14 protein-coding genes are annotated in these 16,829 nt (G+C 65.1%); 9 read left to right on the forward strand and 5 right to left on the reverse strand.

Annotation, left to right across the window (positions count from 1 at the left end; translation table 11 throughout):
- Window positions 1–98: 98 nt before the first annotated feature.
- From rarD to PF66_RS29670, 5 genes are all read right to left on the reverse strand, one after another.
- Window positions 99–986, reverse strand: a complete 888-nt coding sequence (gene rarD / locus PF66_RS29650) for an EamA family transporter RarD (RefSeq protein ID WP_054064638.1) — start codon at window positions 984–986, stop codon at window positions 99–101.
- A gap of 202 nt (window positions 987–1,188) precedes the next feature.
- Complete coding sequence (locus PF66_RS29655; protein WP_054058341.1) at window positions 1,189–2,163, reverse strand: serine/threonine protein kinase; 975 nt, start codon at window positions 2,161–2,163, stop codon at window positions 1,189–1,191.
- A 170-nt stretch (window positions 2,164–2,333) separates the two neighbouring features.
- The gene (locus PF66_RS29660; protein WP_054058340.1) at window positions 2,334–4,235 is read right to left on the reverse strand and encodes a PhoX family protein; all 1,902 of its coding nucleotides are present in this window, start codon (window positions 4,233–4,235) and stop codon (window positions 2,334–2,336) included.
- A gap of 147 nt (window positions 4,236–4,382) precedes the next feature.
- Window positions 4,383–5,147 (reverse strand): TOBE domain-containing protein, encoded by a 765-nt coding sequence (locus PF66_RS29665; RefSeq protein WP_054058339.1) that lies wholly within the window; start codon window positions 5,145–5,147, stop codon window positions 4,383–4,385.
- 62 nt (window positions 5,148–5,209) lie between these two features.
- The gene (locus PF66_RS29670; protein ID WP_054064639.1) at window positions 5,210–5,950 is read right to left on the reverse strand and encodes a ComF family protein; all 741 of its coding nucleotides are present in this window, start codon (window positions 5,948–5,950) and stop codon (window positions 5,210–5,212) included.
- 89 nt (window positions 5,951–6,039) lie between these two features.
- Here PF66_RS29670 and bioB point away from each other — a divergent pair, with 89 nt between their 5' ends.
- From bioB to PF66_RS29715, 9 genes are all read left to right on the forward strand, one after another.
- A complete protein-coding gene (gene bioB / locus PF66_RS29675; protein ID WP_054059332.1) occupies window positions 6,040–7,095 on the forward strand; it encodes a biotin synthase BioB in 1,056 nt (351 codons plus the stop codon).
- A gap of 184 nt (window positions 7,096–7,279) precedes the next feature.
- Window positions 7,280–8,470 (forward strand): 8-amino-7-oxononanoate synthase, encoded by a 1,191-nt coding sequence (gene bioF / locus PF66_RS29680; RefSeq protein WP_054064640.1) that lies wholly within the window; start codon window positions 7,280–7,282, stop codon window positions 8,468–8,470.
- Window positions 8,463–9,194: an alpha/beta fold hydrolase gene (locus PF66_RS29685; RefSeq protein WP_054064641.1), complete on the forward strand. Its 732-nt coding sequence runs from the start codon at window positions 8,463–8,465 to the stop codon at window positions 9,192–9,194. The genes bioF and PF66_RS29685 overlap by 8 nt, the downstream gene beginning before the upstream one ends.
- The gene (gene bioC, locus PF66_RS29690) at window positions 9,187–9,999 is read left to right on the forward strand and encodes a malonyl-ACP O-methyltransferase BioC (protein WP_054064642.1); all 813 of its coding nucleotides are present in this window, start codon (window positions 9,187–9,189) and stop codon (window positions 9,997–9,999) included. Before PF66_RS29685 ends, bioC begins: the two co-directional genes overlap by 8 nt.
- Window positions 9,996–10,676, forward strand: a complete 681-nt coding sequence (bioD, locus tag PF66_RS29695; RefSeq protein ID WP_054064643.1) for a dethiobiotin synthase — start codon at window positions 9,996–9,998, stop codon at window positions 10,674–10,676. Before bioC ends, bioD begins: the two co-directional genes overlap by 4 nt.
- Before the next feature lie 127 nt (window positions 10,677–10,803).
- Window positions 10,804–11,097, forward strand: coding sequence for a hypothetical protein (locus tag PF66_RS29700; RefSeq protein WP_054057051.1), 294 nt, complete (start codon window positions 10,804–10,806; stop codon window positions 11,095–11,097).
- A 335-nt stretch (window positions 11,098–11,432) separates the two neighbouring features.
- Entirely contained in the window at window positions 11,433–13,238 is a 1,806-nt protein-coding gene (locus PF66_RS29705) for a phenylacyl-CoA dehydrogenase (protein ID WP_054064644.1), read from the forward strand.
- Window positions 13,239–13,483: 245 nt separating this feature from the next.
- Window positions 13,484–14,779 carry a GGDEF domain-containing protein gene (locus PF66_RS29710; protein ID WP_054064645.1) on the forward strand — a complete coding sequence of 432 codons (1,296 nt, stop codon included), beginning with the start codon at window positions 13,484–13,486 and terminating at the stop codon, window positions 14,777–14,779.
- A gap of 90 nt (window positions 14,780–14,869) precedes the next feature.
- Window positions 14,870–16,666 (forward strand): acyl-CoA dehydrogenase C-terminal domain-containing protein, encoded by a 1,797-nt coding sequence (locus PF66_RS29715; RefSeq protein ID WP_054064646.1) that lies wholly within the window; start codon window positions 14,870–14,872, stop codon window positions 16,664–16,666.
- The last annotated feature ends 163 nt before the right edge of the window (window positions 16,667–16,829 follow it).

Genomic DNA, 16,829 nt, shown 5'->3' on the forward strand with positions numbered 1-16,829 from the left:
TTGTGCACAAACGGCGTGGACCGGCTTGTGGATAACCTTGGGATGGAAGCCTGCAGCCCTTGCGGATCGCGGCTTGCAGGCTTCTGTACGTTTTCTGATCAGCCGCGTTTGCGCAGGCTGAGCCAGATATCCACGCTGTAGACCACCAGGCCCGCCCAGATGAACATGAAGGCGGTCAGGGTGCTGGATGACAGGTGCTCGTCGAACAGCAGCACGGCCTCCATCAATACCAGCGTTGGCGCCAGGTATTGGAGGAAGCCCAGGGTGGTGTAGGGCAGGTGGCGGGCGGCGGCGTTGAAGCTGACCAGCGGCACCAGCGTGACCGGGCCGGCGGCCACCAGCCACCAGGACTGGGGGTTGCTCCAGAATTCCAGATGGGCACTGCTCGCTTGCGGATGCAACAGCAGCCAGCCCACGGCCAGCGGCACCAGCATCCAGGTTTCCACCACCAGGCCGGGTAGCGCCTGGACCGGTGCCTGCTTGCGGATCAGGCCGTAGAAGCCGAAGGTCAGCGCCAGTGCCAGCGAGACCCAGGGCAGGCTGCCGACCTGCCAGACCTGCTGGGCCACGCCGATGGCCGCCAGGCCCACTGCGATCCACTGCAGGCGGCGCAGGCGCTCACCCAGCAGCAACATCCCCAGCAGCACGTTGACCAGCGGGTTGATGTAGTAGCCGAGGCTGGCTTCGAGCATGCGCCCGTTGTTCACCGACCAGACGTAGGTCAGCCAGTTGGCCGCGATCAGCGTGCCGCTCAGCGCCAGGATCGCCAGGCGGCGCGGATTCTCGCGCAGTTCGCGCCACCAGCCCGGATGTTTCCAGGCGGCCAGCAGCAGGCTGCCGAACAGGGCCGACCAGAGCACGCGGTGGATGATGATCTCCACCGCAGGCACGGCGGCGATGATCTTGAAGTAGATCGGGAACAGGCCCCAGATGATGTAGGCGGTAAGGCCGAGGATGTACCCGCGGCGCGGGTTGGCGGCTTGCATGCAAAGTCCTTGCTTGGGCTGCTGACAGAAGAGCGATTGTAAGGAGATTTATGGCGTTGTGGTGCTGGCACCACGGATCCATTGTGGGAGCGGGCTGGCTCGCGATTGCGTCGCGGCATTCAGCGATGGTGCCGGCTGATGCGCCGCGTTCGCGAGCACACCCGCTGCCACACGGGTCGCGGGTTGCTTGTCGGTATGTCGATCAGAAGAGCTTCAGCGGTTCTTCATTCAACGCTGCCAGTTGCTCGCGCAACGCCAGGACCTGGTCGCCCCAGTAGCGTTCGCTGCCGAACCACGGAAAGCTGCGTGGAAACGCCGGGTCGTCCCAGCGCCGAGCCAGCCAGGCGCTGTAGTGCATCAGGCGCAGGGCACGCAGCGGTTCGATCAGCGCCAGTTCGCGGGGATCGAAGTCGTGGAACTCGCTGTAGCCCTCGACCAGTTCCGAGAGTTGGCCGAGACATTCCTGGCGGTCGCCGGCGAGCATCATCCACAGGTCCTGGACCGCCGGGCCCATGCGGCAGTCGTCGAGGTCGACGATGTGGAACACCTCGTCGCGACACATCATGTTGCCGGGGTGGCAGTCGCCATGCAGGCGGATGTTGCGGTGCGGGGTTTCGCGGTAGAGCTGTTCCACCCGCTTGAGCAGGTCACGGGCCACCGACTCGTAGGCCGGCAACAGGCTGCCGGGGATGAAGCCGCCTTCGAGCAGGGTGGCCAGCGCATCATGGCCGAAGTTCTGCACGCCGAGGGCTTCTCGGTGCTCGAACGGGCGGGTGGCGCCGACCGCGTGCAGGCGGCCCAGCAGTTGGCCGAGGCGGTAGAGCTGGTCGAGATTGCCCGGCTCTGGGGCCCGCCCGCCGCGCCGTGGGAACAGGGCGAAGCGGAAGCCCTGGTGTTCGAACAGGCTTTCGCCGTTGTGTTGCAGCGGCGCGACCACCGGCACTTCGCAGTCGGCCAGTTCGAAGGTGAAGCGGTGTTCCTCGAGGATCGCGGCGTCGGTCCAGCGCTGTGGACGATAGAACTTGGCGATCAGCGGTTCGCTGTCTTCGATGCCGACCTGATAGACGCGATTTTCATAGCTGTTGAGCGCCAGTACCCGGGCATCGCTGAGAAAGCCGAGGCTTTCCACGGCGTCGAGGACCAGGTCGGGGGTGAGGGTATCAAACGGATGGGACATGTTGGCTCCTGCGCGCAGCAGGTTGCCGCGTCCGGCCAGGCATCTTAGCGCACTGGGGAGCGCAATGGTGTGGGCGGTCAGGGCATCTTCGCGGGCAAGCCCGCTTCCACTGGTGCAACTGCGCTTGACGCCGTCGCTGGGGGAGCGCGCTTGCCCGCGAAAGCCGGGTGTCAGGCGCCGATGATCCCGCCATCCTCCCGCCGAATCGCCATCACCGACGACCGTGGCTTGCCATTGGGCAGGTGCTCGGGAAAGGTCGAGCCGCCGTTCTCGCCCGGATGCTGGATGCCGACGAACAGGGTCTTCTGGTCTGGCGCGAAGCTGATGCCGGTCACCTCGCAGCCGACCGGGCCGACCATGAACCGGCGGATCTCGCCACTCGCCGGGTCGGCACAGAGCATCTGGTTGTTGCCCATGCCGGCGAAGTCACCGGCGTTGCTGTAGTCGCCATCGGTGAGGATCCACAACCGCCCGGCCTTGTCGAAGCCCAGGCCATCGGGGCTGTTGAACATGTTCTGCGGGGTGATGTTCGACGAGCCACCCTTGGGCGTCCCGGCATGCACGCCGGGGTTGCCGGCGACCACGAACAGGTCCCATTCGAAGGTTGGGGCGCCGTGATCGTTGCCGGCGGCGTGCCAGCGCAGGATCTGGCCGTAGACGTTCTTCTCCCGCGGGTTCGGCCCGCCCACCGGCTGGCCGTCCTCGCCGCGCCTGGCGTTGTTGGTCAGGGTGCAATACACCTGGCCATCGATGGGACTGACGACGATCCACTCCGGGCGGTCCATGCGGGTGGCCTTGACCACGCTGGCGGCGAGGCGGGCATGGATCAGCACCTCGGCCTGGCTGGCAAAGCCGCTGTCGGCATCGATGCCGTTCCTGCCGAAGCTCAGTTCGACCCACTCACCCTTGCCCCTGGGCCGATCCGGGTTGCCGTCGCCGTTGTCGAAGCGCGCCACATACAGGGTGCCGTGGTCGAGCAGGTCGCGGTTGGCCTTGGGGTTCTTGTGGTTGATGCGGTCGCGGCTGATGAACTTGTAGATGAACTCGCCGCGCTCGTCGTCGCCCATGTAGACCACCGCGCGCCCGTCGCGGGTTTCGGCGAGGGCGGCGTTCTCGTGCTTGAAGCGGCCGAGGGCGGTGCGCTTGACCGGCGTGGACTGCGGATCGAACGGGTCGATCTCCACCACCCAGCCATGACGGTTCAACTCGTTGGGGTTCAGGGCCAGGTCGAAGCGCGGGTCGTGGACGTGCCAGCCGATCTCCTTGCTCGCGGCCACCACACCGTAGCGTTTCTGCGCGGCATCGAACTTCTGCTCGGCATTGCTGCTGCCGAAGCAGTCGGTGAAGTTTTCCTCGCAGGTCAGGTAGGTGCCCCACGGCGTCTTGCCGTTGGCGCAGTTCTGGAAGGTGCCGAGCACCTTGCGCCCCTGCTTGTCGGCGCGGGTCTGCAGCCAGGGATGACCGGCCGCCGGGCCGCCGATGCGGATCGGCGTGTTGCCGTGGATGCGCCGGTTGTAGGGCGAGCCCTGGACGAAGTGCCACTGGTCGTCCTTGCGCTGGATCTCGATCACCGACACGCCTTCGCTGGCCTGGGCCTTGTGCACGTCTTCCAGCGACTGCGGCTGGCCACCGTGAGCGTAGAGGTAGCGGTAGTTGGTGTATTCGTTGTTGATCGCCATCAGCGCGCGATGGTCGTCGCCGGGGAAGGGGAACAGGCTCATGCCGTCGTTGTTGTCGCCGAACTGGACTTCCTGGGCCTTGGCGGTGCCGTTGCCGCTCGGGTCGAAGGCCGGACCGTTCTTCTCCAGTGGCTGGCCCCAACTGATCAGTACCGAACTGGTGTAGCCGGGCGGCAGGCTCAGTTGGTCGCCGGTGGCGGCGGCAATGCTGTCGAAACCCAGCAGCTTGCCGGTGGCGGCGCTGACACTGGCAGCCATCACGCTGCGGGTCAGCAGGTTGCCGCCGAGGAACAGTGCGGCGCCGCACAGGGCACCGGCACTGATGAAGCCACGGCGGCTGAGGCCGACCATCTGCTCGAGGTCGGTGGATTGGTTGTCTTCTAATAGGCTCATCGTCAGGCTCCCTGCGGTTAGGCAGTCACCTTAATCAGCGCGGATGACGGATTTGTTGCAGGAAAAAGTCGGAATGTTTCGCCCACCCACCGCCGGCTGCAGAATGCCGTCCGTACCTTGTAGGAGCATGGCTTGCCCACGAAAGCGTCAAAGTGGCGTACCCAGCAACACGAAGGCGGGCGCAAACTGCGCCCGTACCGCGCTCCCGCTGGTCAAACCCAGGGCCGCGAGCTTTTGCGCGGTGGCCAGGGCGCACAGCGTCTGTCCGTTAGGCAAGGTGATTCTGACCTCGGCAGGGCCGTTTTCGTCTTCCAGAATGTCCTCGACGATACCGTCCAGACAATTGTTTCCAGGTGTTGCCGAGGCCTGCGGAGCGAGCAGTTCCAGCCAGCCGGCCTTGATCAGGGCGACCACCTGGGTGCCGGTTTCCAGTTCCAGCCGCAGGGTGCTGTCGTGGGTGATCTGCGCCTGCAGGGTCAGGCCTGCGGCCAGTTCCAGACGTACCAGGTCGTTGCGTCCATGGCTGTCGATGCCGACCACGGTGCCGTGCAACTGGTTGCGGGCGCTGGTGCGCAACATCAGGCGTCCGAGCAGGTCGAGGTCGCTGGCGTCCTCGGCGGCTTCCAGCACCTGCGCCTGGATCGTCTGCAGGCGTTGATAGAGACGCAACACCCGCTCGCCCTCGGTCGACAGTTTCGCCCCGCCGCCGCCCTTGCCGCCGACACTGCGTTCCACCAACGGCTTGTGCGCCAGGTTGTTCAGCTCGTCGATGGCATCCCAGGCGGCCTTGTAGCTCAGGCCCGCGCTTTTCGCCGCGCGGGTGATCGAGCCCTGCTCGGCGATGTGTTGCAACAGGGCGATGCGCTGTGGGCGGCGGGCGATGTATTGGGTCAGCAGGACGGGCAGGGACATGGGCGGTGGTGGCAGTGTTTTCAAGGAGGTGCCTTCGAAAGTGCCCGCTGGCGTGGCGGGCGTCAAGCCGGTGCTCCCGGCTTGGGCGTGCGGGCCAGGCAGTAGACATCGACCCGTCGGGCGCCGGCCCGCAGCAGCAGGCGCGCCAGGCTTTCGGCGGTGGCGCCGGTGGTCAGCACGTCGTCGACCAGCGCCAGGTGCAGGCCTGCGACCGAAACGCCGGGGGCCAGGGCGAAGGCGTTCAGCAGGTTGCGCCGGCGCGCCCTGGCGTCCAGTTCCTGCTGGGCGACGGTGTCCTGAATACGCAGTAAACGGTGCTCATCTGTCGGAATCTGCAGGCTTCTGCCCAGCCAGTTCATCAACATCGCGGCCTGGTTGTAGCCGCGCTGGCGTTGCCGTTTCACGGCCATGGGCACCGGCAGCAGCAGGTCCGGTCGCGGCAGGCCGTGGTCGAAGCGTTCGCGCAGGGCCAGGGCCAGCAGTTCGGCCAGCAGGCGTCCCAGCGGCCACTGGCTCTGGTGCTTGAAGCGGGTGATCAGGCTGTCCACCGGGAACTGGTAGGTCCAGGGGGCAATGACCTGCTCGAAGCTGGGCGGCTGTTTCAGGCAATGGCCGCAGGTCAGGCCGGCCATCGGCAAGGGCAGGGCGCAGGTCTGGCAGTATTCCAGCAGCCAGGGCAGTTCGCTTTCGCAGGGGCTGCACAATGGATGGAGGTTGTCGCTGGGCTCGTCGCAGAGTAGACAGGTCTGGTTGTTTTTTAGCCAGATGTAAACCTGTCTTTTGCGATGTGGTTGACAGTCCATGTCGCTTCCTTAAATATGCCGGCATCCGTGTCGTGGTCGTGGCTGTCGCCCCCGGCCGCTTGCCCAGCATAAAACAAGGAACTCCAGCGATGAGTGCCAGCACTACCGCCACTTTGCGTCACGATTGGTCCCTGGCCGAGGTCAAGGCACTGTTCGAGCAGCCGTTCAACGACCTGCTGTTCCAGGCCCAGACCGTGCACCGCGCGCACTTCGACGCCAACCGCGTGCAAGTGTCGACCCTGCTGTCGATCAAGACCGGCGCCTGCCCGGAAGACTGCAAGTACTGCCCGCAGTCCGGTCACTACAACACCGGGCTGGAAAAGGAAAAGCTGCTGGAAGTGCAGAAGGTCCTGGAGGAGGCTGCCCGGGCCAAGGCCATCGGTTCGACCCGCTTCTGCATGGGCGCGGCGTGGAAGCACCCGTCGGCCAAGGACATGCCGTACGTGCTGGAGATGGTCAAGGGCGTGAAGGCCATGGGCCTGGAAACCTGCATGACGCTGGGGCGGCTGGATCAGGAGCAGACCGCCGCGCTGGCCGAAGCCGGCCTGGACTACTACAACCATAACCTCGACACCTCGCCGGAGTTCTACGGCAGCATCATCACCACCCGCACCTACAGCGAGCGTCTGCAGACCCTCGCCTACGTGCGCGATGCCGGGATGAAGATCTGTTCCGGCGGCATCCTCGGCATGGGCGAGTCCCTCGACGACCGGGCCGGCCTGCTGATCCAGCTGGCCAACCTGCCGGAGCACCCGGAGTCGGTGCCGATCAACATGCTGGTGAAGGTCGCCGGTACGCCGCTGGAGAATGCCGAGGATGTCGATCCGTTCGACTTCATCCGCATGCTGGCGGTGGCGCGGATTCTGATGCCCAAGTCCCACGTGCGCCTGTCGGCGGGCCGCGAGGCGATGAACGAACAGATGCAGGCCCTGGCGTTCTTCGCCGGTGCCAACTCGATCTTCTATGGCGAGAAGCTGCTGACCACCGCCAACCCGCAGGCCGACAAGGACATGCGCCTGTTCGCCCGCCTGGGTATCCAGCCCGAAGCCCGCGAGGAACATGCCGACGAAGTGCACCAGGCGGCTATCGAGCAGGCGCTGGTGGAGCAGAAGAGCAGCGAGCAGTTCTACAACGCCGCAGTCTGATTCACACCGCTTTTCCAACGGAACACCGCCCGGCCCTTGGCTGCGCCGATCTCTGTAGGAGTCGGGCTTGCCCGCGAAGCTTTTAGCGATCGAGAGGACGCATTCGCGGGCAAGCCCGGCTCCTACAGGGGGCGGCGCAGCCGGGACCAGGCGGTGTTCTTCAGATTGCATCTGCGAGGCGCCCATGTCCTTCGATCTGTCCGCACGCCTGGCCGCCCGTCGTGCGCAAAACCTCTATCGCCAGCGGCCGCTGCTCGAAAGCCCGCAGGGCCCGGAAGTGCTGGTCGATGGCCAGCCCCTGCTGGCTTTCTGCAATAACGATTACCTGGGCCTGGCCAATCACCCGCAAGTCATCGAGGCCTGGCAGGCCGGTGCCGCGCGCTGGGGCGTGGGCGGTGGGGCGGCGCATCTGGTGATCGGCCACAGCGGTCCGCACCAGGCGCTGGAAGAAGCGTTGGCCGAGTTCACCGGGCGGCCTCGCGCGTTGTTGTTCAGCGCCGGCTACATGGCCAACCTGGGCGCGGTCACGGCGCTGGTCGGGCAGGGCGATACGGTGCTGGAAGATCGTCTCAATCACGCATCATTGCTGGATGCCGGGCTGCTCTCGGGTGCACGGTTCAATCGCTACCTGCACAACGATCCGGCCAGCCTCGCCAAGCGCCTGGAAAAAGCCACCGGCAATACGCTGGTGGTCACCGACGGGGTGTTCAGCATGGATGGCGATATCGCCGACCTGCCGGCCCTGGCCCGTGAAACCCGTGCCCGCGGCGCCTGGCTGATGGTCGACGACGCCCACGGTTTCGGCCCTCTGGGCGCCCAGGGCGGCGGTATCGTCGAGCACTTCGGCCTGAGCCAGGAAGACGTACCGGTGCTGGTCGGCACCCTGGGCAAGGCATTCGGCACGGCGGGTGCGTTCGTCGCCGGCAGCGAAGAACTGATCGAAAGCCTGGTGCAGTTCGCCCGGCCCTACATCTACACCACCAGCCAGCCGCCGGCGCTGGCCTGCGCCACGCTGAAAAGCCTGGAACTGCTGCGCAGCGAACATTGGCGTCGGCAGCATCTGGACGCGCTGATCCGCCAGTTCCGCGAGGGGGCGCAGCAGATCGGCCTGGAGTTGATGGACAGTTTCACGCCGATCCAGCCGATCCTGATCGGTGATGCCGGCCGGGCGCTGCGCTTCTCGCAACTGCTGCGCGAACGCGGGCTGATGGTGACGGCGATTCGGCCGCCGACCGTACCGGCCGGCAGTGCGCGCCTGCGGGTCACGCTGACCGCCGCCCACAGCGAGGCGCAGGTGCGGCTATTGTTAGAAGCATTGGCAGAGTGTTCCAGATTGCTGGGGCCCCATGAGCCGTTGGAGCCACCTCATGCGTGACCGTCTGATTCTGTTGCCCGGCTGGGGCCTTGGCATTTCGCCGCTGGAACCCTTGGCGGCGGCCTTGCGCGGTCTGGACGAGCACCTGCGGGTGGAGATCGAGCCGCTGCCGGCGCTTGCCGGCGGCGAACTGACGGAGTGGATCGAGGCGCTCGATGCCAGCCTGCCGGAGAACACCTGGCTGGGTGGCTGGTCGCTCGGCGGCATGCTGGCAGCGGAACTGGCGGCCCGCCGTGGCGATCGTTGCTGCGGCCTGCTGACGCTGGCGAGCAATCCGCGTTTCGTGGCCGGTGACGGCTGGTCCGGCGCCATGGCCGAGGACACCTTCGAGCAGTTCCTGAGCGGCTGTCGCGCGCAGCCTCAGGCCACCCTCAAGCGCTTCAGCCTGCTGTGCGTCCAGGGCTCGTCGGACCCGCGCGGGCAATCGCGGGTGCTCCTGGGCGGGGCACCGCACAGCAGCCCCGAGGTTCTGCTCAGTGGGCTTGAGGTGTTGGCACAGTTGGACACCCGCGAGGCCCTGCAAACCTATGGCGGCCCGCAGTTGCACCTGTTTGCCGGGCTCGACGGCCTGGTGCCGGCCGAGGCGGCGGGCGAGTTGCTGGCGTTGTTGCCGGATGTCGAAGTCGGCCTGATCGAACAGGCCGGCCATGCGTTTCTTCTGGAAGACCCCCATGGAGTGGCCGGGGCTATCCAGGCCTTTTTGCACGAGTGCGCCGATGACTGATCTTTCCCGTCCGCCGTTGCCGGGCGGCCTGCCCGACAAGCGCCAGGTCGCCGCCTCGTTTTCCCGTGCGGCCGCCAGTTACGACAGCGTGGCCCAGTTGCAGCGCGATGTCGGTGACGAGTTGTTGCGGCGCCTGCCGGAGCAGTTCAGCCCTTCGCGCTGGCTCGATGTCGGCTGCGGTACCGGCTACTTCACCCGGGCCCTGGGCGGCCGTTTTGCTGAAGGGCAGGGCCTGGCCCTGGATATCGCCGAGGGCATGCTCGAACACGCCCGGCCCCTGGGCGGCGCGCGACATTTCATCGCCGGTGATGCCGAGCGGCTGCCGCTGCAGGCGCAGTGTTGCGACCTGGTGTTCTCCAGCCTGGCCGTACAGTGGTGTGCCGACTTTGCCGCCGTGCTCGACGAGGCGCGGCGAGTGTTGCGCCCGGGCGGCGTGATGGCGTTTGCCAGCCTGTGTGTCGGCACCCTGCATGAGCTGCGTGAGAGCTGGCGGGCCGTGGATGGTCTGGTTCACGTCAATCGCTTTCGCGAGTTCGCCGAGTACCAGCGCCTGTGCGCGGCCAGCGGCTTGCGCGTGGTGAGCCTGGAAAGCCGGCCACAGGTGCTGTTTTACCCGGACGTGCGCAGCCTGACCCACGAGCTCAAGGCGCTCGGTGCGCACAACCTCAACCCCGGACGGCCGGGCGGGCTGACCGGACGCGCGCGGGTGCTCGGCCTGATCGACGCCTATGAACAATTTCGCCAGGCGCAGGGGCTGCCGGCGACCTACCAGGTGGTCTACGCCGTGTTGGAGAAGCCGCTATGAGCGCAGCCTATTTCATTGCCGGGACCGACACCGATGTCGGCAAGACCACCATCGCCGCCGGCCTGCTGCATGCGGCCCGGGCCGCCGGCCTGAGCACCGCGGCGGGCAAGCCGGTGGCGTCCGGTTGCGAGGTGACCCCCCAGGGCCTGCGTAACGCCGATGCCCTGGCGTTGCTGGCCGAGTGCTCGTTGCCGTTGTCCTACGCGCAGGTCAACCCGGTGGCGCTCGAACCGGCCATCGCCCCGCACCTGGCGGCGCGCGAAGCCGGCGTGGTGCTGACGGTGCAATCACTGCTGGAGCCGATGCGCGAGATTCTCGCGCTGCAGGCCGATTTCACCCTGATCGAAGGGGCCGGCGGTTGGCGGGTACCCCTGGCCGACCAGGCCAATCTGTCGGACCTGGCCTGTGGCCTGGGGTTGCCGGTGATCCTGGTGGTGGGCGTACGCCTGGGGTGCATCAGTCACGCCCTGCTGACCGCCGAGGCGATTGCCCGCGATGGCCTGCAGTTGGCCGGTTGGGTGGCCAACATCATCGATCCGAAGACCTCTCGTCTGGAAGACAACCTCGCGACGCTGGCCGAGCGCCTGCCGGCGCCGTGCCTGGGACGCGTGCCGCGCCTCAAGGCAGCGACCGCACAGGCCGTGGCAGAGCGCTTGCAGCTGGATCTGCTGGACTGATGCCCGAGGCCAGGCGCTAGCTTTTGCCTATTGCCAGGCATTGTGCCATTAGTGTTTTTGACGGGCGTTTTTGCCCGGGTTCTGCTTCAATGCAGCCTGTAATGGTTTCGTACAGTCGAGTTCGCCCATGGAAATCTCAGGTAGCACCGCTTTTTATGCCGGTCTGAGCACTATTCAGTCCGGGCAGAACCGTGTCGACCAGGCCGCCGGCCAGATCGCCAACACCACTGTCGAGCGTTCGCTGAAGAGCCAGTCCTCCGACTCCCAGGTCGAACGGCTGCTGTCGCTGGACCGTAGCCAGCAGGACCTGTCGAACAGTCTGGTCGACCTGTCCCAGGGCAAGCTCCAGGTCGAACTGGGGACCAAGGTCGAGAAGGCCGCGGACAAGGCTCTCGGCACGCTGATCGACACCTACGCCTGATCGCTCCGGCGTAATCCCCCATCCGGGCGCGACAGCGCCCGTTTTGCCATGCGCATACCCCTTGTCGTGCCTCGATACCCGGCGTCAGTGGCGCTTGGCGTTCGATGCGTCCGCTCGCCAGACCATCCTCTCGACTATTCTTTCCTTGTTGCCAGCCGCTGCCTGCGGGGCTGCCGGCGATTTCCCGCGCCTATTGTCGGCCTGTATGACCAATGGCTCATGAACGACGCTTGACAAGGCTTTGGCGCAAACGTATGTTTCAAACAACTGTTTGACCGGCGTGGCAAATCGACGCGGTCGCTTATTCCAGGTTTCATCAGCAGAGGTTTATCGCTATGCCTGACTACAAGGCCCCCTTGCGTGATATTCGCTTCGTTCGTGACGAACTGCTTGGCTACGAAGCGCACTATCAGAGCCTGCCGGCTTGCCAGGACGCTACTCCGGATATGGTCAACGCCATCCTCGAGGAAGGCGCCAAGTTCTGCGAACAGGTCCTGGCTCCGCTGAACCGTGTTGGTGATACCGAAGGCTGCACCTGGAGCGAATCGGGCGTGAAGACCCCGAGCGGCTTCAAGGAAGCCTACAAGCAGTTCGTCGAAGGTGGCTGGCCGAGCCTGGCTCACGACGTCGAGCACGGCGGCCAGGGTCTGCCGGAGTCTCTGGGCCTGGCGATCAGCGAGATGGTCGGTGAGGCGAACTGGTCGTGGGGCATGTACCCGGGCCTGTCCCATGGTGCGATGAACACCATTTCCGAACACGGTACCCCTGAACAGCAGGAGGCCTACCTGACCAAGCTGGTGTCCGGCGAGTGGACCGGCACCATGTGCCTGACCGAACCGCACTGCGGCACCGACCTGGGCATGCTGCGCACCAAGGCCGAACCTCAGGCCGACGGTTCCTACAAGGTCAGCGGGACCAAGATCTTCATCTCGGCCGGTGAGCACGACATGGCCGACAACATCGTCCATATCGTCCTGGCCCGCCTGCCGGACGCACCGGCCGGCACCAAGGGCATTTCGCTGTTCATCGTGCCCAAGTTCCTGCCCAACGCCGACGGTTCGGTCGGCCAGCGCAACGCCGTGTCCTGCGGTTCCATCGAACACAAGATGGGCATCCACGGCAATGCCACCTGCGTGATGAACTTCGACGGCGCCACCGGCTTCCTGATCGGCCCGCCGAACAAGGGCCTGAACTGCATGTTCACCTTCATGAACACCGCTCGCCTGGGGACCGCGCTGCAAGGCCTGGCCCACGCCGAAATCGGTTTCCAGGGTGGCCTGAAGTACGCACGCGAACGCCTGCAGATGCGCTCCCTGACCGGTCCGAAAGCGCCGGACAAGGCCGCTGACCCGATCATCGTGCACCCTGACGTGCGTCGCATGCTGCTGACCATGAAGGCCTTCGCCGAGGGTAACCGGGCGATGGTGTACTTCACCGCCAAGCAGGTGGATATCGTCAAGTACAGCCAGGACGAGGAAGAGAAGAAGAAGGCCGACGCCCTGCTGGCGTTCATGACGCCGATCGCCAAGGCGTTCATGACCGAGGTCGGTTTCGAAGCCGCCAACCAGGGCTTGCAGATCTACGGTGGCCACGGCTTCATCGCCGAGTGGGGCATGGAGCAGAACGTTCGCGACAGCCGTATCTCGATGCTGTACGAAGGCACCACCGGCATCCAGGCCCTCGACCTGCTGGGTCGCAAGGTGCTGATGACCCAGGGCGAGGCCCTCAAGGGTTTCACCAAGATCGTCCATAAGTTCTGCCAGGCCAACGAAGGCAACGAGGCGGTCAGCGAGTTCGTTGCGCCACTGGCCGCGTTGAACAAGGAGTGGGGCGAGCTGACCATGAAAGTGGGCATGGCCGCGATGAAGGACCGTGAGGAAGTCGGTGCCGCTTCGGTGGATTACCTGATGTACTCCGGCTACGCCTGCCTGGCCTACTTCTGGGCCGACATGGCCCGCCTGGCCGCCGAGAAACTGGCCGCGGGTACCAGCGACGAGGCGTTCTACACCGCCAAGCTGCAGACCGCGCGCTTCTACTTCCAGCGCATTCTGCCGCGCACCCGTACCCACGTGGCCACCATGCTGTCGGGCGCCAACAACCTGATGGACATGCAGGAAGAGCACTTCAGCCTGGGCTACTGAGCCCTGCCGGAGTGACCTCGAAAAGCCGCTTCTCCTTCGGGGGAAGCGGCTTTTTTGTGGGCGCTTTTCGGCATTGCCGATTTATTGGCGTCAATAGTGAAAATTCCTGACTAAAACGCTAAGAAGAAGCCGAGACCTGCCGTTAAAGAGAGAGGATTCGTGATCTCTGTCACATTCTTTGTGCTTTACTCGCGTAAATAAAGGCACAATGCCATCTATTGAATCTGCCGGTCGGAGCTTTACCCTTGCCGCGTTCTCCTGCTGTACATGCCAGTCATTTTCTACCCTCCGTCATGTTGTTGCTTGCGGGGCTCGCGGCGGCCTACGTCAAGGATCTCAACGTCTTCTTCACTTCGCTGTTCAACGTTCTGCCGACCCTGGTGCTGTTGCTCGGCGGTTCCTATTGCGCGGTCTATCGGCGCCAGCGCGAACTGTTCCTGATGATCACGGTGTACATCGCCTACTTCCTGCTTTCCACCCAGGCCGATTACTACCGCGACCATGGCAGGGTCCGACAGGATGCCGCGGTGGTTTTCCACCTGGTCTGCCTGCTGTTGCCACTGCTGTTCGGCGTGTTCGCCGCCTGGCAGGAGCGCACACACCTGTTCCAGGACATGATCGCGCGGTTTGCCGTGCTGCTGGCGGTGGGCAGCGTGGCCCTGGGCCTGGAGCAGAGTTACCCGGAAGCCCTGCTCGGCTGGCTGGCGGAAATCCGCTGGCCCGCATTGCATGGGGCGTGGATGAGCCTGATCCAGTTGTCCTACCCGGTGTTCCTCGCGGCGTTCCTGCTGCTGACCGTGCAGTACTGGCGCAACCCGCGGCCGCTGCATGCGGCCCAACTGATCGGCCTGCTGGGCCTGTTCTGGATGCTGCCGATGACCTTCATCCTGCCGTTCACCCTGAACATCATGTGCAGCCAGGTGATGCTGATGATCGCCGTGGCGGTGGCCCACGAGGCCTATCAGATGGCGTTCCGCGATGAACTGACCGGGCTGCCCGGCCGTCGCGCGCTCAACGAGCGGATGCAGCGCCTGGGGCGCAACTATGTGCTGGCGATGACCGACGTCGACCACTTCAAGAAATTCAACGACACCCATGGCCACGACGTCGGTGACCAGGTCTTGCGGCTGGTCGCGAGCAAGCTGGCGAAGGTCAGCGGCGGCGGCCGGGCCTACCGCTACGGTGGCGAGGAATTCGCGGTGGTGTTCGCCGGCAAGAGCCTTGAAGAATGCCTGCCGCACCTGGAGGTGATCCGTGAGGTGATCGCCAACTACAGCATTCAACTGCGCAACCCGGACAGCCGCCCGCAGGACGACCAGCAAGGCCGCCAGCGCCGTTCGGGCGGTGGTGCGTCGAGTGTGTCGGTGACGATCAGTATCGGCGTCGCCGAGCGCCAGCTGGATCAGCGCACCCCGGACGAAGTGCTCAAGTCCGCCGACCAGGCGCTCTATGCCGCCAAGGGGGCCGGGCGCAACTGCGTCATGGCCGCCGGGCAGACCGCCAAGCGCGGCGCGGTGCGGACCAAGGAAGCCGTGGGCTGAGTGATGGTGGAGCATTCAGCGGCTGGACTGTGATTGCCCGGGGGCGGGCGCCGACAGTAGGTTGAATCATCTGCTGCCGGAGAAACGACCATGCCTGACTACAAAGCCCCGCTACGCGACATGCGCTTTCTGCTCGACCATGTTTTCGATTTCCACGCCCATTACGAACGCCTCGGCGCCAGCGATGCCAGCCCGGACATGGTCGGGGCGATCCTGGAGGAAGGCGCGAAATTCTGTGAACAGGTGCTGGCACCGCTGAACCGCTCCGGCGATGAAGAGGGTTGCCATTTCGACAATGGCGTGGTGACCACGCCCAAGGGTTTCAAGCAGGCCTTTGCCCAGTACGTCGAGGCCGGCTGGCATGGCCTGGCGGCCGATCCGCAGTATGGCGGGCAGGGCCTGCCGCAGTCGCTGGGGCTGGTGATCAGCGAAATGATCGGTTCCAGCAACACTTCCTGGGGCATGTACCCGGGGCTGACCCACGGCGCCATGTCGGCGATTCATGCCCACGGTACCGAGCAACAGAAACAGACCTACCTGAGCAGGCTGACCGCCGGCGAATGGACCGGCACCATGTGCCTGACCGAAGCCCACTGCGGCACCGACCTGGGGCTGATCAAGACCCGCGCCGTGCCCCAGGCCGATGGCAGCTATGCGGTGTCCGGGAGCAAGATCTTCATTTCCGCCGGCGAGCACGACATGAGCCGCAACATCGTGCACCTGGTGCTGGCCAAGTTGCCGGACGCGCCGGCCGGTACCAAGGGTATCTCGCTGTTCATCGTGCCCAAGTTCCTGCCCGATGCGGCCGGCGAGGCGGGCGAGCGCAACGGGGTGAGCTGCGGCTCCATCGAGCACAAGATGGGCATCAAGGCCTCGGCCACCTGCGTGCTGAACTTCGATGCTGCCAAGGGCTTTCTGATCGGTGAGGCGAACAAGGGCCTCAACTGCATGTTCACCATGATGAACCATGCCCGCCTCGGTACCGGCATGCAGGGCCTGTGCCTGGGCGAAACCAGCTTCCAGGGCGCGGTCCGCTACGCCAGCGAGCGTTTGCAGATGCGTTCGCTGACCGGCCCCAAGGCGCCGGACAAGGCCGCCGACCCGATCATCGTGCACCCGGACGTACGGCGCATGCTGCTGACCATGAAGGCGTTCAACGAAGGTAACCGGGCACTGACCTATTTCACCGCACAGTGGCTGGATATCGCCCATCGCGCCGCCCAGCCCGAGCAGCGCCAGGAGGCCGAGGACCTGCTGGCATTCCTGACCCCGATCTGCAAGGCGTTCATGACCGAGACCGGGCTGGAGGTGACCAACCACGGCATGCAGGTGTTCGGCGGTCACGGCTTCATCCGTGAGTGGGGCATGGAACAACTGGTGCGCGATTGCCGCATCGCGCCGATCTACGAAGGTACCAATGGCATCCAGGCCCTGGACCTGCTGGGGCGCAAGGTGCTCGGCAGCCAGGGCAAGCTGCTGCGCGGCTTTACCCGGATCGTGCACAAGTTCTGCGAGGCCAATGCCGGGCACGGGCAGCTTGGCGCTCATGTGACGCGGCTCGATCAGTTGAACCGGGAGTGGGGCGAGCTGACGCTGCTGGTCGGCAAGGCGGCCATGCAGAATCCGGATGAGGTCGGCGCGGCGGCGGTGGATTACCTGATGTACAGCGGTTACATCGTCCTGGCCTACCTGTGGCTGCGCATGGCGCTGGTGGCCCAGGCGCAGTTGGAAGAGGGCAGTGGCGACGCGGATTATTGCCGGGGCAAGCTGGCGACGTGCGAGTTCTACTTCAAGCGGTTGCTGCCGCGCACCGCCGCTCATCGGGCGGCGGTGGAAGCGGGGAGCGAGAGCCTGATGCGGTTGCCGGCGGATCTGTTTGCCCTGTAGTCGATGGATGAGGCTTGAAGGACCTTCGCGGGCAAGTCGGGTCGCCGCACCGCCTTGCCCGCGAAGAGGTCAGAACATTCACTCCAAAACTCCTGCATAGCGTTGTGACTAAAAATAACAAAAACGTCACGTGATGACCCTATGTGTCTGAAAAGTTGTTAAG

The sequence above is a fragment of the Pseudomonas asplenii genome, from assembly GCF_001293465.1.
Classification (GTDB): domain Bacteria; phylum Pseudomonadota; class Gammaproteobacteria; order Pseudomonadales; family Pseudomonadaceae; genus Aquipseudomonas; species Aquipseudomonas fuscovaginae_B.